The organism is Alkalihalobacterium alkalinitrilicum, from assembly GCF_002019605.1.
GTDB lineage: Bacteria > Bacillota > Bacilli > Bacillales > Bacillaceae_F > Alkalihalobacterium > Alkalihalobacterium alkalinitrilicum.
Genome location: NZ_KV917368.1, coordinates 1,478,091 through 1,500,943, shown reverse-complemented (window position 1 = coordinate 1,500,943; position 22,853 = coordinate 1,478,091). Strand labels below are relative to the sequence as shown.

Here is a 22,853-nt window from a genome sequence, read left to right as displayed (position 1 = left end):
ACATGTGTGCCAGGCATGGCAACTATCTAGGTGGTGAAAGTCCACTGTGGGGGTACACATCGACCAACCACTAAGGAAGCGCAAGGTACTTATCGTGAGGTAAGGGCTAGAGGAAGCGTGGAATAAAATCTTGGCTCGACGAACAGAAATCTGATACCAAGGCTTTATAAAGGGATGAGGCTCCATGACAAGTCAAAGTCCAAAAGATGTGCGTAACTTTATAGAGTAAATCAGGCGAGTAAAAGAGGAAAGATAGTTGTCTTACCCTGGGAGATCTTGCGAATGTACATATGTACATTCGAAAAAGGTTAGTCGCAAGAAGTCAGCAGAAGCCATAGTAATGAGTGAAATCATGAAGGGCAGAACAATTTATAGTGTTTCAACGCCACGAATGCGTAAGTGACGAACTCCGAATATGTTAATGGTGAAAATATGAGCGTATCTCAAAGGATAACCAAAAGGGAGCTATTACTTACTACGTGAGAGGAAAAGGGGAAACGAGTGTGACACTTTTAGAACAGGTTTTAAACAACCAAAATATGAATGAAGCATACTTGCGCGTGTATAAGAACAAAGGTGCAAGTGGAATTGATGGAGTAACAGTCGACGAATTAAAACAATATCTGAAAGAGAACAAGGATGAACTGAGAAAGCTCATAAGAACAAGAAAATACCAACCACAACCTGCCTTAAGAGTGGAGATCCCAAAAGAGAATGGAAAGATGCGCAAGCTGGGAATACCGACAGTAGTGGATAGGGTAGTTCAACAAGCCATTCATCAAGTGCTCAGTCCGATATTTGAAAAACAGTTCAGTGACTTCAGTTATGGCTTTAGACCAAAAAGAAGTTGTGAAATGGCGATTACTAAAAGTTTGGAAATTCTGAATGATGGTTACGACTGGATAGTGGACATTGACCTGGAGAAATTTTTCGATACAGTTCATCACGATAAACTCATGCGTATTATAGCCAACACAATAGAAGATGGAGACGTCATCTCACTAATTAGGAAATACTTGGTTAGTGGAGTAATGGTAAATGGGAACTATGAAGAAACGCAGGTTGGTACTCCGCAAGGAGGAAACCTCAGTCCATTACTGAGCAATATTATGTTAAACGAACTCGATAAAGAACTTGAGAATAGAGGATTAAGGTTCGTGAGATACGCGGATGATGGTGCGCCACGAAAGTGTGCGTGAGTAGCGAGACTACTCAAAGCAACTATGCTGTACAAATGATGACGGTGGGCCCGTCGGAGTCGCCATACAGGTGGAGATTTCAAACTACCTTAAGGTGCTGTAGTCAAAAGCTATGGTATTGAGCGTTAAGGAAAAGGCAGTCAATAACTGTCAAGTGCGTGTTATGGAGATGAATGGTCATGTGAACCACTTACGGAAATGTCGAAAGCGTAGAGACTCCATCAAAACGAGGGGGTAGTCGTTAACTTAGGATGAGCTTAGAGGAAACCTGTTTACTGTCTAAGTGGTGGGCGGCATAAAGGTGGCATGAACATAACACAGGCGTTTGTACGGAACGTGGGAACCTACGGACTGATGTTAAGGGAGTATTTCAAGTGGAAGACCCACAAGAAAAGAGTACCGATGCAGTCATAGGGGCAGATTGGGTTGTAGTAGTTATGAAACTTCTGTAATAGAAGCGGAGCAAAGAACCCGAGTTATTCAGTTTCAAAGATAGGTCAACTTTGAAAGGAGGAGGAACCTATGCGAGAAACAAAACCGTTTAGTATTTCAAAGAATGTAGTTCTGACTGCATTTGAACGAGTAAAAGCCAATAAAGGGACATACGGGACTGATGAACAGTCTATTGAAAGTTTCGAACTAGACTTGAAGAATAATCTGTACAACCTATGGAATCGTATGTCCTCAGGAAGCTATTTTCCAAAACCAGTAAAAGCAGTATCTATTCCCAAAAAGCATGGTGGAACAAGAACACTTGGAATACCTACAGTCGAAGATCGAGTGGCACAGATGGTTGCGAAACTATATTTTGAACCAACAGTGGAAAAATTGTTTTATGAAGATTCTCATGGATACCGACCAAACAAATCGGCAATCCAAGCGATGGAGGCTACAAGGAAAAGATGTGGGCGAAAAGACTGGGTGCTAGAGTTCGATATTAAGGGACTGTTTGATAATATCCGACATGATTACCTCATTGAAATGGTAAAACGACATACAAATCAAGAATGGGTCATCTTATATATACAAAGATGGCTAACTACCCCTTTTCAAATGGAGGACGGGACGTTAGCAGAGCGAACTTCTGGCACTCCGCAAGGAGGAGGCATCAGTCCAGTTCTTCGAATCTATTTCTTCATTATACATTTGATGATGTTATGGCGAAGGAATTTCCAAGTATTCCTTGGGCAAGATACGCCGATGATGGAATAGCACATTGTACTTCATTGAAACAAGCAAAATATCTTCAACGAAGACTGGAAGAAAGATTTCAATTATGTGGATTGGAGTTGAACTTGGAGAAAACGAAAATTGTCTACTGTAAAGATGATGATAGACAACGGAACTATCCGACTATTACTTTTGATTTTCTCGGATACACATTTCGACCAAGACACTCAAAGAACAAATATGGAAAATTCTTCACAAACTTCTTACCAGCTATTGCTGATAAGGCAAAGAAAGCAATCAGAAAAGAAGTGAGAAGTTGGCGATTACAGCTCAAAGCAGATAAAACTCTGCAGGATATTTCCAACATGTTTAATAAGAAAATCCAAGGATGGAGTAATTATTATGGACATTTCTATAAATCAGAAATGTATAGTGTATTGCGTTACATCAATAGCTGCTTGGTAAAATGGGTTCGCCGAAAATACAAGAAGCGAAAATATCGAAGAAGAGCAGAATATTGGTTAGGAGCTATTGCTCGGCGAGAACGCAAATTATTTGCGCATTGGAAATATGGATTACTACCGGCAATGAATAATGGGAGCCGTATGAGCTGAGAGGTTCACGTACGGTTCTGAGAGAGACTGAGGGGGAGGTTCCCTCGGTCTACTCACTCGCTTATCTTTATGAAAAGCGAAAAAGCAGCGAACAGAGTGATGAAATCAATCGTAAGATTTATAGAAGAGAAATTAGGATTAATAGTCAACGCTGAAAAAAGTAAAATCTCACACCCGAAAGATTTAAAGTTCTTAGGTTTCGGGTACTATTATGACTTTAGTAATAAGCGATATCAAGTGAAACCTCACCTAATTTCAGTACAGAAATTTCAAAGGAAGCTTCGACAACTAACAAAGCGAAACTGGAGCGTTCCGTTAGACTATCGTATATTGAAACTCAAACAAGTTATCTTGGGCTGGGTCAATTACTTTAGGATTTGCAATATGAAGAAAGTTACGCAACGAATAGATGAGAAGTTACGCTCTAGAATAAGGGTAATCATTTGGAAACAATGGAAGGTGCCTAGAAAACAAATTAAATCGCTCGTTCAACTAGGAATACCCGAGGAAGAAGCAAAAGGATTAACCTTTTGCCGAAAAGGTTACCGATATATCGGTCTATCAAAAGTAGTTCAAAGAGCAATCTCAAACAAAAGACTAAAGCAGAGAGGCGTACCCTCTGCTCTAGAACGTTATCTAAAAGTACACACTGTAATATAAATTGAAGCGCCGTATACGAGACCCGTACGTACGGTGCTGTGAGAGGGGCGAAAATAAGTTAACTTATTTTTCCTCTACTCGATTTATCTTTTGTGAGAACTGAATAATCGTGTATCCGTATCAAAAATAAACAACTTCGCTTTCTTTATTGTATTTTTTTCAAACACTTTTCAATATCTTCATATTTATAAAATGATAAATCTACTAAATGGGATACATTAATTGTAAGAACACTAGATGTCGTTACTAAGCAAATTACTAGTAAACTAATATTTTAAAAACTAAGAAGTTGGTTTAGTTATCCATTTTATCCCGCATCAACAGGCAATAAAACCCCCACTTCAAGACTTCGAGGAAGCAAAGAAGGATAAGTGGGGGATAAACTGCCAGTAAGTGCCCGATTGGTTAACTAACCATCAGTTGGGAAGAGGAAAACCTTCACTGCTGGATGGTTTCACTTTATAATGCTTGGCATAAATATTGCATTAATAAAGTGTACTATAAAATATAACAGATAATTGAGGAGGAAATGGTTATGGAAAAATTAGTTCGTTATGAAAAAGCAGAAGGAGTTGCAACGGTAACAATAGATAATCCACCAATGAACGTTTTAAGTGGACAGGTAACTAGAGAATTAGGAGAAGTGTTTTCAGCTTTATCAGAAGATCCTGAAGTTATTGTTGTCATTTTAACTGGTGCAGGTGAACGTGCATTTATGGCAGGGGCTGACATTAAAGAATTCCCGCAATGGTTGCATATGAATGAAGATGAGTTAAAAGCTATGAACCTTGAGTCTCATAGAGTATTAAACCAAATAGATGAAATGGCAAAGCCAACAATTGCTATGTTAAATGGGATTACATTTGGTGGAGGTTGTGAACTTGCACTAACATGCGATATTCGTATTGCCGAAGATCATGCTCAAATTGGTTTACCTGAAGTGAAATTAGGTTTGTTTCCTGGTGGAGGCGGAACACAACGTTTACCAAGATTAGTCGGGGAAGCTAAAGCAAAAGAATTAATGTTCTTAGGAGACCCTCTTACTGCACAAGAAGCTAAGGAAATTGGCTTAGTCAATCAAGTACTTGCTAAAGGAGAAGGAATGGCTGCTGCTCAAAAAATGGCTCAAAAAATGGCGAGTTATTCTTTGCAAGCGTTGACTCGAATTAAAAAGACAGTAAATGAAGGTATGGAACTTGAATTTAACAAAGCGATTGAGCTTGAAGCTAGTTATTTCGCAGGAGTTTTCCAAACGGAAGACGTAAAAGAAGGTGTACAAGCTTTTATCGAAAAGCGTTCTCCTAACTTTAAACATCGCTAATATTATGTAAACGTTTCATTTTTATAAGACCGTTTTGATTGGGTACAAATTCTACTAGATGGAGGACCAACTATTATGAACAACAAATCATTGAAGCGACAAAAATATTCAACTAAAGTTAAAGAAGATATCTACCAAATCGTCCTACCTACCTCATTTCCAGTAGGACCAGTGAATGTATATTTAATAGAAGGAGACCTTTTAACTTTAGTAGATACTGGCCCTAAAACGGATGAAGCGTGGGAGATACTTATAAAGGGTATAGAGGAAACGGGTTATCAATTAAAAGATATCCAACAAATTCTCATTACTCACCACCATGTGGATCACAGTGGATTACTTGAGCGGATTAGAAAAATTTCTGGTGCCCAAACACTTGGGCACCCCTTACTTGTTCCGCATCTTCAATTCGATAACAAATTCCTAGAATACCGAAATCGATTTTTTGCCAATTTATATACAGAATGTGGAGTTCCAAAAGAGTATCATAACCATTATGCTGAAGAACAGGAGCTTATCCAAACTCTAGTTGAACCTAGTCAAGTAGATATAAAGTTAGGACATAGACAGCAAGTACCAGGGTTAAAGGAATGGGAAGTCCTATATACTCCTGGACATTCACAAGATCATTTATCAATCTTTCGGAAACGCGATGGTGTGTTCCTTGGTGGTGATCATATTATTGAACACATTTCATCAAATGCATTGATTGAACCTCCTATAGACCCTGCTAACAAGGCAAACGAACGGCCGATGACGTTAGTTCAATATCGAACCGCTTTAGAAATGTGTGCGGATGAAGAAATTCAAATCGTTTTTTCGGGTCATGGTGTACCCGTTTTAAATCACAGAGAACTGATTCATGAAAGGTTAAAGAGCAATTGGCGAAGAACTGAAAAAATTCGTAAATTGCTGAAAGAGGGTCCTAAAACTGTTTTTGAAATTACGGGTTTACTTTTTCCAAATATTTTCGAGCGAGAATTAAATTTAACCATATCAGAAACGCTAGGTCACCTCGATTTATTAAAACTAGTTTATCAAGTTGAAGTTCAAGAGAATCAAGGGGTCTCTTATTACTCAATAAAAAATTATTAATACCAAGTATTGAAAAAAATTTTCACTCATTATGAAATTGTTTACTATTTTATGACGTGTGAGATTAATATAGAAGTTCAACCGAAAAGGGAGAGTAGGACAATTATGGTGAAGACTACTATGCAAGCAATAGAAGCTTATTTTAATAATAAATTGGTAGATGGTAAAAATGTTCGTATTACCGATTTCAATCAACCATCGGCAGGTTGGTCAGACGAAGCATTTACGTTTACTGTTGTTTGGGAGCAGGAAGGTAAAACTCTTGAAAAAGGTTATGCGATTCGCAAACAAAATAAGGGTGGGTTAATGACTGAATATCAAGATGCATATCGACATTTTAAGCTTTTAGATCGACTGAGTAAAAATAGCAATTTACCCATTCCTGGTGTTCATTGGTACGAAACAGATGAAGATATACTTGGTGGTACGTTTTTTGTGATGGATAAGTTGCCTGGAAAAAGTTATGTTCCATGGTCGAAAGAAGGCCAACTATTTTTCAAACAAGCACATAAAGACGGGAAAATACCATTACAATTTGTCCGACATCTAGCGGATTTACACCTTATTGATTTTAAAGAAATAGGACTAGCTGAAGATTTAGTCGAACCGTTTGGACCTTATGGATACATTGATAGTAAAATTGAAGAATTTGAAGAAATGTATAATAAATATCTAATTAGTCCAGATCCAATTATGGTTGATGCACTAGAATGGTTGAAACTATATAAACCTGCAGCACAACGACTATCAGTTGTTCATGGTGATTATAGATCAGGAAACCTATTATATAGTAATAATCGGATTACGGGAATATTGGATTGGGAAGCAACGGAAATCGGTGATCCAATGGCAGATGTTGCCTATGTTTGTGCAAAATCTAATCGAATGGACTCGCCATTATTAAATTATTTATTAGACAAAGAAATGTTTTTAGAAACGTATAGTGAATTTACAGGTTTAACGATTGAAGAAAAAGTACTTCACTATTACGAAGTCTTTCATCAAGTTCGCTTTGTATTAATTTCCCAATCAGCTGGTACTGATTTTGCTAAGTCAAAAACAAAAGACTTACGTATGGCTAGACAAGGTTACCGTTGGCCGTTAATGCGAGGGATTCTTGCAGAATTATTAGATTACTAAGAGGGGAGTAATAGTATGTTAGATAAATCATTTACTATTCGTACAATCAACGAAGTGTTAAAGGAAAATATTATACCACATATAAATAATAGTATGGCAAAAGAACAGGCAATTGCATTAATCTCAGTTTTAAAAAATGTCGATATGCAAACTGAACAAAATTTCAGTGCCCAAGAGCAAATAACCGTATTAACGGAGCAAACATTGAATGAATATATTATTAAAATTCAGAATGACCGTAGTAACTTTAACACTTGTGTTGATTGGGTAAATCGAATATTAATAGAGTTAAATGAAGTTGTTGAAATTGGAGATATCACCGAAAAATGGAGCCGTTTAAATGATCTTCAATGTCAGCTCATTCGATTTCTATATAAAGAAAATGCAATTAATAACAACATTGAACAACTATATATTTTACCGTTAAGAAAAAAATTGAGAAAGCAACTTAATATCGAAATGGACTTAGTTCGATAATAAGATTTTATTGCAACCGTTATCAATTGTTTGCAATAAAAACAATAATATATTTACCGAAACTGTTCATGAAGGTTGAACCATACCTTTATGAATAGTTTTTTTTGTGTTAATTATTCGATTATTCTTACAAATTTTATGTTAATATTAAAGAAGAGAAAAAATATTGAATGTTTGTTCAAACAAGCTAGTGTGAAGGAGTAGATGTAATTGAATTCTGTAAAAAAAGTCATGACTCCCATTGATGAGTGTCTATTCCCTAATAACACCTTAACTGAAGCAATTATGTTTATGAAAAAAACGAAATGGAATACTGTCCCTGTTACTAACCTAGAAGGTAAATTAATAGGTGTATTCACTCGAAGTGCTCTTTATCAAATGTTGTTATTACAAGTAGATCATTCTACTAAGATTGGAAATTATATTAAAGAGGATGTAGGAACGGTTACTCTTGAGACAACTTCAGAAGAATTAGAAGAGTTTATAGCGACTAGCGAAGTCGGAACAGGAATTGTTATTGATGATAATGGAAGACCAATAGGCCTAATTACAACCTCCTCGGCTGTTTTAAGTTTTTTACATAGTACCCGTCTCCTAAAAGGACAATTAGAAACAATTTTGCAAACTTCTAACCTAGGAGCATTGATGACTGATGAACGAGGAAAGATTATTTTCGTAAACGAAAAACTTAGTAGTATGCTTAAGCAAACGAAAGAAGATTTATTATCTCAACAATTAGAACGAGTTATTCCAAATTGGGAAAGCCATAGTTTTGAAAAAGATGTTCATATTCGTATCAATATAGGTTCTGATTATTTTGTTGTTCGGTTATCCAATTATAACAAACCAACAGGATCACAAGGTTATATTGCTCTTTTCCAAAATGTATCTGAATTGGAAAATATGGCTCAAGAATTACAAACCGTCAAGAAATGGAAAAGCATTTTACAAACTGTTATTGAAAACGCTTACGATGGGTTAGTTATGATAAATGAAAGTAGCGAAGTTATTTTTATAAGTCCGTCACTCGTCGAACTTTTTGAACTCCATGGAGCGACCATTGAGAATTCGCCAATTGATAAGTTTCTTCCACACCTTGAATTAGAATCAGCTTTAAAGACAGGTGTCGCCGATATTAGTGATTTCATGGAAGTGAAGGGGATCAATTATATCGTCCATCGTATTCCTGTTTATCAGGATGAGCAACTCATTGGGGTTATCGGGAAGATAGTCTATCGACAGTTACATGAAGTTCGCGAACGATTTAGGAGATATGAAGATATAGAAAAAAACCTACATGTTTCCACAAGAAAAAAAGAAACATCTAGATTTACGTTTAAAGAAATTCTTTCTCAAGATGCACAAATGGAAAAGTTAATGAGAAGTGGTATTAAAGCGGCAAAAGGTCGAACGACTATTTTAATTCGTGGTGAAAGTGGGACAGGGAAAGAATTGTTTGCCCACGCCATTCATAGTTCAAGCTCATGTGGGCAAGGCCCTTTTATAACGGTAAATTGTGCAGCGATACCAGAACATTTACTAGAGTCTGAATTTTTCGGGTATGAAGAAGGTGCATTTACAGGTGCAAAACAAAAAGGAAAGATGGGTAAGTTTGATTTAGCGAATGGTGGTACTTTATTTCTTGATGAAGTTGGTGATATGTCACTTCAACTTCAAGCAAAATTACTTCGTGTTTTACAAGAAAAAGAGTTTTATAGAGTTGGTGGGACAGAACGCATCGACGTTAATGTTCGTATTATTGCAGCAACGAATCGACCACTAGAAGAGATGGTTGAATCTGGAGAGTTTAGAGAAGATTTGTTTTATCGATTAAATGTTATCTCGTTTGAGATCCCGCCTCTTCGAAAAAGGAAGGGAGATATATTATTATTAAGCGAGTCATTTATCGAAGAATTAAATAAAGAAAATGGAACAAGTATTATTGGGTGGGACCCAGTTGTTCAACAAGCGATGATGGATTATGACTGGCCCGGGAATATACGCGAATTACGAAATGTGTGGGAAAGAGCAATGATATTCGCTGAAAATGGTAATGTTCAACTTGTAGACTTGCCAGATTATTTATTGAAAAAAGTGGGTTATGACCTATTAGTAGATGAAGAAGAAACTGTCGCAGAAAACCAATCTTTATTGGAAAAAGCAGAACAAATCGCAATACAAAAAGCATTATTAAAATCGAATGGGAACAAGAGTAAAGCGTGTAAGATATTAGGTATTAGCCGATCTGTGTTGTATGACAAATTAAAAAAATATGAACAAAAAGCAACCAATTAAAGTTAATTTATAGAGATATGATGAATTGTCCTTTCAGGGTATAAAATCATATCTCTTTTTTACTTCGTATTTTTATTACATAAAAGGGAAGGGAGATATTTTCTATATTAATTAATTATTAATTATGCTGTGCTGACATCAAAAAACAAGTGAGTGCTATTAAGACACCTTTAAGTACAACTATGTCTATTTTCCAAACACAATTTTAAAAAAAACACAGAAAATAGGCATAAATCTGTTAGGTAATTATGGCACAGTTATTGCATTAAAGAAGATGTGAACCTTATTAAAACTAATAAAAAATCAATTATTGGGGGAATGGATATGCGTGAAGTAGTAATTGTAGAGGCAGTTCGAACACCTGTAGGAAAAAGAAAAGGGGTATTGAGTACGGTTCGCCCTGATGATATGGCAGCGAAAGTATTAAAAGAGTTAGTTAATCGTGCTGGAATTGACCCTGCATCAGTTGAAGATGTTATTATGGGGTGTGTTTCTCAAGTTGAGGAACAAGGATTAAATATTGCTCGTACTGCCGTCTTACAGGCTGACTTTCCGATTAGTGTTCCAGGTACTACAATAGATCGCCAATGTGGATCTGGACAACAAGCTGTTCACTTTGCTACACAAGCGATTGCTAGTGGAGATATGGAAATCGTCATAGCTGGTGGTGTTGAAAGCATGTCTCGTATACCAATGGGAGCAACTCGTAAAAATTCCGATTGGAGTGAAGAAGTAACTTCTCGATACGAAATGATTCACCAAGGATTATCAGCTGAGCGGATTAGTGAGAAATGGGGTTATAGCCGTACACAATTAGATGAGTTTTCACTTGAAAGTCATCGTCGTGCCATTCAAGCGCAAGAAGAAGGACGCTTTGATCGTGAAATCATGCCGTTAGAAGTAACTCTTGAAGATGGGACAAAAACGGTTGTGACACAAGATGAAGGTCCTCGTAAAGGTACATCTCTTGAAAAGTTAGGCTCATTAAAACCTGCATTTACTGAAGATGGCGTTATTCATGCTGGGAATGCTAGTCAAATGAGCGATGGTTCTGCGGCCATTTTACTAATGTCAAAAGATAAAGCACTTGAATTAGGGCTTAAGCCAAGGTTCCGTGTTGTTGCTCGTCAAGTGGTCGGTTCAGATCCGACATTAATGTTAACAGGACCTATTGAAGCAACGAAACAAGTACTTAATAAAGCTGGCCTTACAATAGAAGATATCGACTTATATGAGGTAAATGAAGCATTTGCACCTGTTCCGATGTGCTGGTTAGATGAGATTAAAGCAGACCCAGCAAAATTAAATTCAAACGGTGGAGCAATTGCTTTAGGTCATCCATTAGGTGCTAGTGGAGCTCGTGTCATGATTACTTTAATGCATGAGTTAGAAAGAACAGGTGGACGTTTTGGCCTTCAAGCGATTTGTGAAGGTGGCGGCATGGCCAACGCAACAATCATTGAAAGAATTTAATAAAAACAATTAATTCAATAAAAATATAAAACTATTACTAGGAGGAGTTTAATATGAATTTACAAGAAACAATTGCAGTTGTAACAGGGGGAGCTTCAGGATTAGGAGAAGCTACTGTAAGAAATATTGTATCAAATGGTGGAAAAGCCGCAATTTTAGATTTGTCTGAAGAAAACGGTAGACACCTGGTTGAGGAGTTAGGGGAAAGTGTCATTTTTGTGAAGACAAATGTAACGGACGAATCGAGTGTTCAAAATGCACTAAATGAAGCTAAGCAAAAGTTTGGAAGCTACAATGCAGTCGTAAACTGTGCAGGTATCGGTCTAGCACAAAAGACAGTTAGCCGTAATCAAGCACATGATTTAAACGACTTTGTGAAAGTGATTAATGTAAACCTCATTGGTACATTTAACGTGATTCGTCTAGCTGCTGAACAAATGGTATCAAATGAGCCAAATGACAAAGGTGAGCGTGGGGTTATCATTAATACAGCATCTGTTGCTGCATTTGATGGTCAAATTGGTCAAGCTGCGTATAGTGCTTCAAAAGGTGGCATTGTCGGTATGACGTTACCAATTGCACGCGACCTTGCGAAAAGTGGTATTCGTGTCGTTACGATTGCACCAGGTTTATTTGAAACACCATTATTTAATACGTTATCAGAAGAAGCAAGAATTGCTTTAGGTAAACAAGTTCCATTCCCATCAAGATTAGGTGTTCCAACAGAATATGGCCAATTAGCACAAGCGATTATTGAAAATCCAATGTTAAATGGCGAAACAATCCGTTTAGATGGTGCGATTCGTATGCAACCGAAATAAACCATAGTAACTTAAGAAACTTGATTAATTATAAATAAATATTAAATGGGGCCACTTAACTTGCTAGGTGTTAGTAGTTAAGTTGGCCCTAAATAAACTTGTAGAGGTGTCTATATGTCTAAACCTTATCTAACCGAAGAACATGAGATTTTTAGAAAGTCATTGAGAAAATATTTAGAAAAAGAAGTGATTCCATACTTCGAAGACTGGGAAGAGGAAAGGCAAGTACCTAGATCATATTGGAAGCAGCTTGGAGAACAAGGATTTTTATGCCCATGGCTTGATGAAGAGTATGGTGGTATGAATGCAGACTTCGGATACTCGGTAGTACTTTCTGAAGAGTTGGAAAAAGTGTGTACTGGTATTGGTGGTCCAGGGCTTCATAATGATATCGTTATGCCATACATCAATTCATTTGGGTCAGAAGAACAAAAACAAAGGTGGTTACCTCGAAGTGTAACTGGTGAAATAATATCTTCGATTGCAATGACTGAGCCAGGGACAGGATCTGATTTAGCAGCAATCAAAACAACTGCTGTTAGAGATGGAGATCATTACGTGATCAATGGTGAAAAAACATTTATTACTAATGGGTACTCAACGAATTTTATCGTTGTTGTATGTAAAACAGACCCTAAAGCAAATCCTCCCCACAAAGGAATTAGTCTCATTGTCGTTGATACAATTGATGGAGAAGTTCCAGGGTTTAGAAAAGGGAAAAAATTAAGAAAAGTGGGTCAACATACAGCAGATACAGCTGAGTTGATTTTCGAAGATGTTCGGGTTCCTGTTGAGAATTTACTTGGTGAAGAAGGTAAAGGTTTTTATTATTTAATGGAGAAATTGCAACAAGAACGTTTATTGGTGGCTATTCAATCTATTACTTCTGCAGAAAGAATGTTAGAGATTACCATTGATTATGTAAAACAAAGAAAAGCGTTTGGAAAGCAAATAAGTCAGTTCCAAAATACACAATTTAAAATTGCTGAAATGGCTACCCAAGTAGAAATAGGACGTACGTTTGTTGATAATCTAATAGTGAAGCATATGGCAGGAGAAAAGATAGTTACTGAGGTTTCTATGGCTAAATGGTGGATTACTGACCTAGCGAAAAAAATGTCTGGGGAATGTATGCAACTCCATGGTGGGTATGGATATATGGAAGAATACGAAATCGCAAGAAGATATCGAGATATTCCAGTCTCGACGATTTATGCAGGAACTAATGAAATAATGAAACAAATCATTGCTAAGAATATTGGCTTATAAGAATTTTCTTTTGAAAACGCTTTAACTTTGCTTGATATACACTAGAATACTTAAGTTCCTATAGTTTTTGGATTGGAGAGAGCCCCGCTTTAAAAATATTATAAAGGGGTGTTACAATGAATGTAGTAGATATCCTCGTCCAAACAGCTGAACGGCTACCAGAGAAGACTGCAATTGTCTTTAAAGATCAAAAGATCAGTTATGGACAAGTGAAGGATCTAGTGTTTAAAGCAGCGAATGGTTTAAGAGCAAGTGGAATAGGGGAAAACATGCATGTTGGACTGATGATGACGAATCGTCCTGAATATGTGATTTCTTATTTTGCGATACTAGCTGTTGGAGCAGCAGTAGTCCCTATTAATCCTATGTTTAAAGAACGAGAATTAGTTTATGCATTAAATGACTCTGAATCTACTGCTCTTATTTATGAGAGTCACTTTTCTAATGTTGTAATTAACGCAAAAGAAGGCTTTATAACAACAAGAACACTTTTAGCTTTTAGCGGTGAAACTACTCCAAACTGCGAATGGAATAAGTTATTAGACCATCAGCCGCTAGAAAGCTTTATTCAACGAAAAGCTGAAGATACCGCTCAAATTATTTATACTTCTGGAACAACAGGTCGACCAAAAGGAGCCATGATTACTCATGGTAACGTTTTATGGATGACGAAAACGGTAACAGACATACAAGAAACAAGTGAAAAAGATAAAGTAGTTGTTGTTCTTCCGCTTTTTCATGCCTATGCAAAATTAATCTGTTTATTATGTCCATTTTATAAAGGGGCAACTTCATATATCGAGGAACGTTTTATTCCTGATTCCGTGTTAGAGTTAATTGACCGTGAGAAAATCACGTTCTTTCCTGGTGTACCAACAATGTTTACAATGTTTGTTCACTCACCAAAACTGAAAGAATATGATTATTCTTCATTACGAATATTTGGTTCAGGAGGGGCAAGTATTCCAGTCGAAATTATTGAACGAATAAAAAAAGAGATTGGTGTTGAAATACTTGAAGGCTATGGCCAAACCGAATCAACAGTTATGATTACTTGTCAACCTCTTCATGGGGAAAAAGTAGTCGGTTCAGTCGGTGTCCCTGTTCCTGGTCTTGAATTACGTCTTGTTACTGCTGATGACCAAGATGTCCCAACAGGTGAAGTAGGAGAAATTATTTTCCGTGGTCAGAACGCTATGAAAGGCTATTATAATAAACCAGATGCTACAGCAGAAACGATCCGTGATGGTTGGGTTTATACAGGTGACTTAGGTTATCAGGACGAAAGTGGAAACCTTTTCATAGTCGATCGAAAAAAAGATATGATTATTCGTGGAGGATACAATGTATATCCTCGTGAAATCGAAGAAGTTTTATATGCTCATCCCAATATCATAGAATGTGCCGTAATTGGCGAAGTAAATGATATTTTTGGTGAAGAAATTGTAGCCTATGTTGTCACTAAAGGGGAAGTTAAGGAAGAAGAGCTTTCTACCTATTGCAAACAAAGTATGGCAAATTATAAGGTGCCCCGAGTTTTTAAATTTATTGATGAACTTCCTAAAACAACAACAGGCAAAATATCTAAAGTTCCCCTTAGACAAAATGATACGAAACGGAATGTTAAGTAAAGATAACTACTTGAGTGTAAGTAATAGAGCTTTATAGTTTAGTGATTTGTAAACCTTAGAGTTGGGGATTATTAGATTTATTATTTTTGTTTTTGTATTAATAGTAAAAACTAACCTCCTCACTAAGGTTTACCTCTTCTTTAGAATGAAAATCCTATTCCTTTACTATCAGTTTGCTAGCGGATGATATCACCCATATATCATCGATTTAAAGGAGATGTATTGTAGAATGGAGACTCCATCGGAAAATATTCAATACAACATATCAAATTCTGATAAAAAAAAGCTTATAAGCTTGCTAAGTATTTTACTCTTATTTTCGCTTATGAATTCGACAATGTTTATGGTTTCTGTACCAGATATCGCATATTACTTTGATCTCCTTCCTTCACAAGTAAGTTGGGTTGTTACTGGATATATTATTTTATATTCGATAGGTGCTTTATTATATGGAAAACTAGGTGACATCTATCCTATAAAAAATCTTTTAACGATTGGGATATGTTTATTTGTCGTAGGATCTATATTTGGTTTCTTTTCTCCCAATTATTTAATGGTTGTTATTTCAAGAATGATTCAAGCATGTGGTGCCGCGGCAGTTATTGCCATCGTATTTGTCATCCCATCTCGTTATTTTCCAAATGAAAAAGGTCGAATGCTAGGTATTTTTTCTTCAACAATGGCATTTGGTGCTGGCTTAGGCCCTGTATTAGGTGGATTTATTGCAGGCTTTTTAGATTGGCATTATATTTTTCTGTTTTCATTTGTAGTTATCTTTACAATTCCTTTTATCCGAACCTTATTACCAAAAGAAGAAAAGAAAAGCGGAAAGCCAGATGTACTTGGCGCTATTTTAATGGCTTTAAGCGTTGCTTTTTTAATGTTGTTTATAACTACTTTTAATTGGGTCTATTTACTGTTGAATATTAGTTTAGGTGGTTTATTTTTTTGGTGGATTTTTCATTACCAGTTCCCGTTAATTTTACCTTCAATGTTTAAGCATAGCGCATATAGAACGACGGTTATTACTAGTTTTTTTGGAACTTTAATTATGTTTAGCAATTTATTTGTACTTCCACTTTTATTAAGAGAGGTCTATGGACTGAGCACCGTTCAAATTGGTTTGGTAATGTTTCCAGGAGCTCTCCTTGGTGCGCTTGTCGGGCGTATTGCTGGAGGGTTTACGGATCGTTTTGGAAGTCAATCCGTCGGTTATTTTGCTATTACATTAATTTTATTAGGTTCCTTTCTTCTTTCCAGCTTTGTCGGTTTTGCTCCATGGATTATTAGTCTAGTGTTTAGCATTAACTTTATTGCTTTTCCAATCTTTCAAACATCTATGGCAAATGCTGTTTCAACCATTTTACCAGATGAACAAATGGGGGTTGGGATGGGAATTTATAATCTTGGAAATTTAATCTCTGGTGCGATAGGAGGAGCAGTTCTAGGGAGAATATTAGATTATTCTTTCGTTGGTGTTTCTCTTAATCCGTTTATGAAAAGTGTAGGCGTAGTAGCCGTCTATAGTAATATATTCATAGGGATGGCTCTATTAACGGTTTTAATCGGTCTTTATTTTTATTACTCAAATCGTAGACAACAAGCATTATTGTTAAGAGAAAAAGTAAACTGTGAATAAGTTTTGTCAGATAACATAAATAGAATTTAGAAGTGGAGTGAAGAAAAAATGGGGTATGAAGGTTTTAGATATATTGAGACGAATATTGACGAAGGTGTTGCTTATGTTACGTTTAATAATTCACCTATTAACTTAATTGATAAAAATCTCTTTAAGGAATTGCTTCGGATCGAACCATTGTTAGCAAAAGACGATAGTGTTAAAGTCATAGTTTTCCAAAGTAAAAATCCAGATTATTTTTTAGCGCATTTTGATGTTACATTATTAGATCATCCACATGGACCAGTTAATGATATAGAGAAAGCTCAAACTTTAACTCAATTTCATCAATTATTAGAAAATTTCCGTAATATGAATAAAGTGACCATAGCAAAAATTACTGGAAGAGCTCGTGGCGGTGGTAGTGAGTTTGTATTAGCTTTAGATATGAGGTTTGGAGCTATTGATAGTACGATACTTTCACAACTTGAAATTATTATGGGGTTTCCACCAGGTGGCGGTGCTTTACAGAGGCTTACAAAACTAACAGGACGTGGACGGGCACTAGAAATATTGTTAAGTGGCATGGACTATGATGCAGTTACAGCCGAAAAATATGGGTGGTTAAATCGAGCACTGCCAAAAGATGAATTGGATTCGTTTGTTGATAATATGGCAAAGCGGATGGCCTCATATCCTCCTGAAGCAATCGGAATATTAAAGGAAGCCTTTAATAAGGTTCAAGAAACAACTACTATTGATGGGTTATTAGAGGAAGCATTTTATTTTGGTAAGGCGTTGAGAACACCTGAAGCCAAAAGACGAATTAAACGTTTTATGGAATTGGGTGGACAAACCTACGATAGAGAATTAGATTTAAACACTATGCATCAAGACATCAAGATTGACTCTAAGTAGATTACAATATTTGCAAATAGGGCGTTTGTAAAATGTTTATAGTAGAGATTGACAAATTTAACTTTTATAGGGGGAAATCATGTTTAAAATTATTTATTGTTTACGCCGATTACCACACTTAACTCACGAGGAATTTGACCAATATTGGAGAGAGATACATGGGCCTCTTGTAAAGAAACATGCTGAAGTATTAAGGATTCGTCGATACATTCAACAGCCATCTATTGAAAATGTAAAAATTCAAGAGAAAATTCGTGCTACTCGTAATACTGAAATTGCAGATTATGATGGTGTAGCTGAATTATGGTGGGATAGCTTAGAGGATCACGCGGAGCCGCGACGTTCCCAAGAGGGTGTAGCAGCTGCCGACGCACTATTAGAAGATGAAAAACGATTTATTGATCTTTCACGTTCGCGTATATGGTACGCTACAGAACGAGAGATTATTTCTTGAAATTCGCTTTCTGAAATTTAGCGTAAATCTATTAATATCTTTCCAATGCTTTTTCTACTTTCTATAAGTTCATGAGCTTTTGCAGCATCTTTTAATGAAAAACGATGTCCAATCTTCATTGTAAGTTGTCGATCTGCTAATAAGCCGAGCACATGATTGGCCGTTTCTTGCAAAAGATGCGGTCGTTTATTTCTAGTAGTTCCTAAACTAAAACCGAGAACGGAACGGCAGCTTGAATGCAAATCGCTTGTTTTAATGTTTGCTGGGATACCACCTGCATGCCCAAAAGTGACTAACCTTCCATAATATGCGAGACACTCTAAACTTCTCTCAGCTATTGAACCTGAAATAGAGTCTAGAATGATATCAGCTCCTTCACCACCTGTAACCTGATTTACTTTTTCTACGAAGTTTTCATTTTCATAACAGATAACATGATCAGCCCCAGCTTCCAATGCTGTCGCTATTTTATTTTCATTGCTTACTGTACCAATCACTGTACCAGCGCCTAATAGTTTTGCTAATTGAATGGCAGTTGTACCAACTCCTCCTGCTGCAGCATGTATGAGAACCGTTTCACCACGTTGGACTCTAGCCACATCGGCAAGAAGTTTGTAGGAAGTAAATGAAACAATAGGTGCCGCAGCAGCAGTATCAAAATCAACATTGTTTGGAAGGACATAGGTGAGTTTTTCGTCTGCAGCTATATATTCTGCATAAGAACCTTTATGAACAAATGAAATTACACGTTGACCTACTTTCAAGTTTTGGACTTCTGACCCTACTTCTTCAATTACACCAGCAGCGTCTAATCCTGGTATGAAAGGAGGTTTGCCAGACCCATGATATTTCCCTTGTCTTGCTGCTGTATCAGCAAAGTTAACCCCTGTTGCTGATACTCGAATTAACACTTCATGTGGTTCAATTACCGGTTTTTCAATGGTTTTATATTCCAATACTTCAGGACCACCAAACTTTTCTACTATTATTGCTTTCATTATTGATTTCCTCCCTTGTACAAAATTGTTGAAAATTATTTAAGTGCGTTAATTATGTAAGTTTAAACAAATATAACAGAAAATACGGAAAATTTAAATAAAAAGAAGGGATTTTTAACGAATACATAGAATTTAAGTACTATTAGAAAGTTATTAACGATCTTTTTATCCGTAAAATATTTGTCATTCTAAGTCAGAAAAAATAAGTCAACATAGGGGGAGAATATGAGTAATATTCGAAAAAGCGGAATTTACGAGAACATTAGTAAAAAAAGATGGGAATATTGGTTAGTGAAGAATAAAGAGATAAAAATCATGGTTTCATGGTTACAATGGGGCTCTAGTGATGAAGAATATAAAAAATGGGAAGAAAGATGTCAAATATCGAGAGCAGGATAACGGACTAAGCTATGTAGAGAAGCGCTACTTTTATGTAACGCTTCTTTTTAGTTCGTAGTGCAGATGGTTAACTTTAGGAATGTTAGAAAAAGGCAAGTTATTATAAATAGAGTCGTAAATTGATTAAGTCTTGATTTGCAAATAATGAAAGCGTATGATGGATCAAAGAGTTACCGATCTGTTGTTTTGCTTATAATGGACGGATAAACAAATACATAAATGAGGGTTTCAAATGAGTTATCAAAGCTTTAAAGATTATAATTTGAGTTCTGATATCACTAGAGCACTTAATCGTTTGCTATTTTTACAACCGACAGAAGTGCAACAAAAAGTCATACCTATTGCCTTACAAAAAAAAGATCTTGTTGTAAAATCGCAAACAGGAAGTGGAAAAACGGCAGCGTTTAGCGTTCCGATTTGTGAACTAATTGATTGGGAAGAAAATAAGCCCCAAGCTTTGGTACTTTCACCTACACGTGAACTTGCCTACCAAGTGAAAGAAGATATTACGAATATTGGTCGATATAAACGAATTAAAGCTAATGCGATCTATGGAAAACAATCTTTTGCTAGACAAAAATTAGAACTAAAGCAAAAAACTCATGTTGTTGTTGGCACACCAGGGAGAGTGTTAGATCATATTCAAAAAAAATCTTTAAATTTAGAACGATTGAATTTTCTTGTCATAGATGAAGCTGACGAAATGTTAAATAAGGGCTTTATCGACCAAGTCGAGTCAATTATTAATGAACTCCCTAAAAGCAGGATGACTATGCTTTTTTCAGCAACGTTACCACAGGAAATTGCAATACTTTGCCATAAATATATGGTAGATCCTGTGCATATTGAAATTAAAGCTTCTGGCCTAACAACTGATACTATTGAACATTCCCTAATGGAAGTCAGAGAAGACGAAAAGTTATCGTTATTGAAAAATGTAATGATTATAGAGAATCCAGATAGTTGTATCATTTTTTGTAGTACGCAGGAACAAGTAGAAGGAGTATATCAAGAGTTAAACCGATCTAGTTACCCTTGCGAAAAAATTCATGGCGGAATGAAGCAAGAAGACCGATCTTCGGTTATGAATAATTTTAAAAGGGGGAACTTTCGATACTTAATTGCTACGAATGTTGCGGCAAGAGGAATAGACATTGAAAATATTACTCATGTAATTAATTTTGACCTACCGTTAGAAAAAGAAAGTTATGTACATCGGACAGGCAGAACGGGACGTGCGGGTAAAGTAGGAAAAGCCATTTCATTTATTACTCCCTTCGAATACGACCTCTTACAGGAAATCGAACAATATATTGGTTTTAAAATACCTAAGGTAGACGTCCCAACGAAAGAAGATGTCGCAAGAAAAAAAAGTAAATTTGACGAAAAAAGAACTGCTCTTCCGTCATATAAAAAAGACAAGAGTGAAACTTTTAATAAAGAGATTATGAAGCTTTATTTTAATGGTGGAAAGAAAAAGAAAATTAGAGCTGTTGACTTTGTAGGAACGATTGCCAAAATTCAAGGAGTCACAGCAGATGATATCGGAATTATCTCCATACAAGAAAATGCTTCTTTTGTAGAAATACTTAACGGTAAAGGGCTTTTAGTCCTTAAAGAAATGAAAAATACGAAGATTAAAGGAAAGCAGTTAAAAGTGCATAAGGCAAAAGAATAGCAACAAAATCGTACTCTGGGCAGGAATATGCTTTTATTTAACGAACTAATATGAGGCACGATATACATAATAGGAGGTTTCATGATGTCACTACAAGGAAAAGTTGCACTTGTTACAGGTGCAGGAACAGGGATTGGGAGATCAGTTGCGCTTGATTTAGCCAAAAGAGGTGCAGCTGTAGTTGTGAATTATTCCAGATCTGAAAAGGAAGCAAATGAAACAGCTGAAGAAGTTAGAAATCAAGGAGTAGATTGTCTCGTTTTCCAAGCTAGCGTCAATGATGACCGACAAGTGAGAGCTATGATAAATGCAGTCGTTGAGCATTTTGGAAGACTGGATATTTTAGTTAATAATGCTGGAGCGACAACATTTGTAGCTCATGATGATTTAGAAGGATTACTCGAAGAACATTGGGATCAAGTGATGGATGTGAATGTAAAAGGAGTATTCTATACTTGTCGTGCTGCTGCGACTGAATTAAAGAAAAACAAAGGAACAATTGTAAATATTACTTCCGTAGCTGGCCTAAATGGGACTGGGAGTTCTATCGCTTATTCTGCATCAAAAGCAGCCGCAATAAGTGTTACAAAATCGCTAGCTCGGGTCCTTGCACCTGAAGTCCGTGTAAATAGTGTAGCGCCAGGTGTTGTATTAACTCGTTGGATGGATAACCAGGAAGAGTTTGTAGAAAAACATTCAAGCGAAACTCCACTTGGAAGACCAGCATCACCTGACGATATTTCAGAAGTTGTACTTTCACTTATCACTGGAGCTAGTTTTGTCACAGGCCAAACCATAGTGGTTGATGGCGGTAACTTCAGAGCATAATGAAATCATAATAGCCTTTTAAATTATAAATATCCTTAATATATTTGCTACACTTTATCATAATAAGGTATTAGGAGGTGAGGCAAATGTCAAAAAAATATTTTACAGTTGAAGAGGCTAATGAATTACTACCGTTATTAGAACAAGAATTAGTTACTATTCAAGAATTACAAAAAAACTTTCAACTGAAATTTAAACAATTAAATCAACTTAAAGAACATAAGTACCAAAGTAAATCGGAAAGTATATTTACACTTGAAAGTGAGCTTGAGTTTTTGGAGTTACAAGCACAGCTTCATATGAAAAACATTGAGTCAAAGGGTGTTCAGTTAAAAGGAATTGAATTAGGATTGCTAGATTTTCCTGCTATTATTGATGGTGAAGATGTACTTTTATGTTGGAAACAAGGCGAGTCGAAAGTTACACATTATCATGGTGAGCATGAGGGGTTTGCTGGGAGGAAACCTATTTATTAAAGGTTGTTTCCCAAAAAACCTGGGTCTGGAGGTGAAATAATGGAGTTAACTGCTATTTTGGGAGAAGGTTACGATAGTTTAATTGAGGCTAAAGTAGATAAAAGTCCTGATGAGTTAGTTGTAACCAATAACAATGAGACTTTTTATATCGTTTCTGTCAGTAATTATGAAAACACGTTAGCATCTAAAGGTTATAATATTGTTGTCAACACAGGGGAGTAGAATACTCTCCTTTTATTATGCCTAAGTACTTAAAAAAAATTAAATAATAGTTCAAAAATTCAGACAAAAGTATTGTTAATAGTTACCAGTAGGTGTA

The 22,853-nt window shown here is 36.2% G+C and carries 20 protein-coding genes and 2 pseudogenes; 21 read left to right on the top strand and 1 reads right to left on the bottom strand.

Annotated elements, in window-relative coordinates; translation table 11 throughout:
* Window positions 1–503: 503 nt before the first annotated feature.
* The 16 genes and pseudogenes from ltrA (BK574_RS07070) to BK574_RS07000 all read left to right on the top strand — a co-directional run.
* Window positions 504–1,175 (top strand): annotated as a pseudogene (gene ltrA, locus BK574_RS07070) (group II intron reverse transcriptase/maturase); the annotation flags it as partial.
* A gap of 546 nt (window positions 1,176–1,721) precedes the next feature.
* Window positions 1,722–2,524 (top strand): annotated as a pseudogene (ltrA, locus tag BK574_RS28345) (group II intron reverse transcriptase/maturase); the annotation flags it as partial.
* A gap of 153 nt (window positions 2,525–2,677) precedes the next feature.
* Window positions 2,678–2,983 (top strand): group II intron maturase-specific domain-containing protein, encoded by a 306-nt coding sequence (locus BK574_RS29195; RefSeq protein WP_420796990.1) that lies wholly within the window; start codon window positions 2,678–2,680, stop codon window positions 2,981–2,983.
* 69 nt (window positions 2,984–3,052) lie between these two features.
* Complete coding sequence (locus BK574_RS07060; RefSeq protein WP_078428093.1) at window positions 3,053–3,643, top strand: group II intron maturase-specific domain-containing protein; 591 nt, start codon at window positions 3,053–3,055, stop codon at window positions 3,641–3,643.
* Between the two features lie 529 nt (window positions 3,644–4,172).
* The gene (locus BK574_RS07055; RefSeq protein ID WP_078428092.1) at window positions 4,173–4,964 is read left to right on the top strand and encodes an enoyl-CoA hydratase; all 792 of its coding nucleotides are present in this window, start codon (window positions 4,173–4,175) and stop codon (window positions 4,962–4,964) included.
* 75 nt (window positions 4,965–5,039) lie between these two features.
* Entirely contained in the window at window positions 5,040–6,059 is a 1,020-nt protein-coding gene (locus BK574_RS07050; protein ID WP_078428091.1) for an MBL fold metallo-hydrolase, read from the top strand.
* Window positions 6,060–6,164: 105 nt separating this feature from the next.
* The gene (locus tag BK574_RS07045) at window positions 6,165–7,199 is read left to right on the top strand and encodes a phosphotransferase family protein (protein ID WP_218970554.1); all 1,035 of its coding nucleotides are present in this window, start codon (window positions 6,165–6,167) and stop codon (window positions 7,197–7,199) included.
* 15 nt (window positions 7,200–7,214) lie between these two features.
* On the top strand, window positions 7,215–7,676 hold the full coding sequence (locus BK574_RS07040) for a hypothetical protein (RefSeq protein WP_078428089.1): 462 nt from the start codon (window positions 7,215–7,217) through the stop codon (window positions 7,674–7,676).
* A gap of 210 nt (window positions 7,677–7,886) precedes the next feature.
* Window positions 7,887–9,971, top strand: a complete 2,085-nt coding sequence (locus tag BK574_RS07035; protein WP_142247913.1) for a sigma 54-interacting transcriptional regulator — start codon at window positions 7,887–7,889, stop codon at window positions 9,969–9,971.
* A gap of 324 nt (window positions 9,972–10,295) precedes the next feature.
* Window positions 10,296–11,444, top strand: coding sequence for a thiolase family protein (locus tag BK574_RS07030; protein ID WP_078428088.1), 1,149 nt, complete (start codon window positions 10,296–10,298; stop codon window positions 11,442–11,444).
* A gap of 53 nt (window positions 11,445–11,497) precedes the next feature.
* The gene (locus BK574_RS07025; RefSeq protein WP_078428087.1) at window positions 11,498–12,265 is read left to right on the top strand and encodes a 3-hydroxyacyl-CoA dehydrogenase; all 768 of its coding nucleotides are present in this window, start codon (window positions 11,498–11,500) and stop codon (window positions 12,263–12,265) included.
* Window positions 12,266–12,379: 114 nt separating this feature from the next.
* Window positions 12,380–13,534, top strand: coding sequence for an acyl-CoA dehydrogenase family protein (locus BK574_RS07020; protein WP_078428086.1), 1,155 nt, complete (start codon window positions 12,380–12,382; stop codon window positions 13,532–13,534).
* Window positions 13,535–13,650: 116 nt separating this feature from the next.
* Window positions 13,651–15,165, top strand: coding sequence for a long-chain-fatty-acid--CoA ligase (locus BK574_RS07015; protein ID WP_078428085.1), 1,515 nt, complete (start codon window positions 13,651–13,653; stop codon window positions 15,163–15,165).
* Window positions 15,166–15,382: 217 nt separating this feature from the next.
* A complete protein-coding gene (locus BK574_RS07010; protein WP_078428084.1) occupies window positions 15,383–16,804 on the top strand; it encodes an MFS transporter in 1,422 nt (473 codons plus the stop codon).
* Between the two features lie 48 nt (window positions 16,805–16,852).
* Window positions 16,853–17,701 carry an enoyl-CoA hydratase/isomerase family protein gene (locus BK574_RS07005; RefSeq protein WP_078428083.1) on the top strand — a complete coding sequence of 283 codons (849 nt, stop codon included), beginning with the start codon at window positions 16,853–16,855 and terminating at the stop codon, window positions 17,699–17,701.
* Window positions 17,702–17,780: 79 nt separating this feature from the next.
* Window positions 17,781–18,155: an EthD domain-containing protein gene (locus tag BK574_RS07000; RefSeq protein WP_078428082.1), complete on the top strand. Its 375-nt coding sequence runs from the start codon at window positions 17,781–17,783 to the stop codon at window positions 18,153–18,155.
* Between the two features lie 17 nt (window positions 18,156–18,172).
* Here BK574_RS07000 and BK574_RS06995 read toward each other — a convergent pair whose 3' ends face one another.
* A complete protein-coding gene (locus BK574_RS06995; RefSeq protein ID WP_078428081.1) occupies window positions 18,173–19,153 on the bottom strand; it encodes a quinone oxidoreductase family protein in 981 nt (326 codons plus the stop codon).
* Window positions 19,154–19,378: 225 nt separating this feature from the next.
* Here BK574_RS06995 and BK574_RS27400 point away from each other — a divergent pair, with 225 nt between their 5' ends.
* The 5 genes from BK574_RS27400 to BK574_RS06975 all read left to right on the top strand — a co-directional run bounded on the left by BK574_RS27400 (window position 19,379) and on the right by BK574_RS06975 (window position 22,756).
* On the top strand, window positions 19,379–19,552 hold the full coding sequence (locus BK574_RS27400; RefSeq protein ID WP_158211570.1) for a hypothetical protein: 174 nt from the start codon (window positions 19,379–19,381) through the stop codon (window positions 19,550–19,552).
* Window positions 19,553–19,784: 232 nt separating this feature from the next.
* On the top strand, window positions 19,785–21,230 hold the full coding sequence (locus tag BK574_RS06990) for a DEAD/DEAH box helicase (protein ID WP_078428080.1): 1,446 nt from the start codon (window positions 19,785–19,787) through the stop codon (window positions 21,228–21,230).
* Between the two features lie 84 nt (window positions 21,231–21,314).
* Window positions 21,315–22,058 (top strand): SDR family NAD(P)-dependent oxidoreductase, encoded by a 744-nt coding sequence (locus tag BK574_RS06985; RefSeq protein ID WP_078428079.1) that lies wholly within the window; start codon window positions 21,315–21,317, stop codon window positions 22,056–22,058.
* Window positions 22,059–22,144: 86 nt separating this feature from the next.
* Complete coding sequence (locus tag BK574_RS06980; RefSeq protein ID WP_078428078.1) at window positions 22,145–22,534, top strand: DUF2203 domain-containing protein; 390 nt, start codon at window positions 22,145–22,147, stop codon at window positions 22,532–22,534.
* A gap of 39 nt (window positions 22,535–22,573) precedes the next feature.
* Window positions 22,574–22,756 (top strand): hypothetical protein, encoded by a 183-nt coding sequence (locus tag BK574_RS06975; RefSeq protein WP_078428077.1) that lies wholly within the window; start codon window positions 22,574–22,576, stop codon window positions 22,754–22,756.
* The last annotated feature ends 97 nt before the right edge of the window (window positions 22,757–22,853 follow it).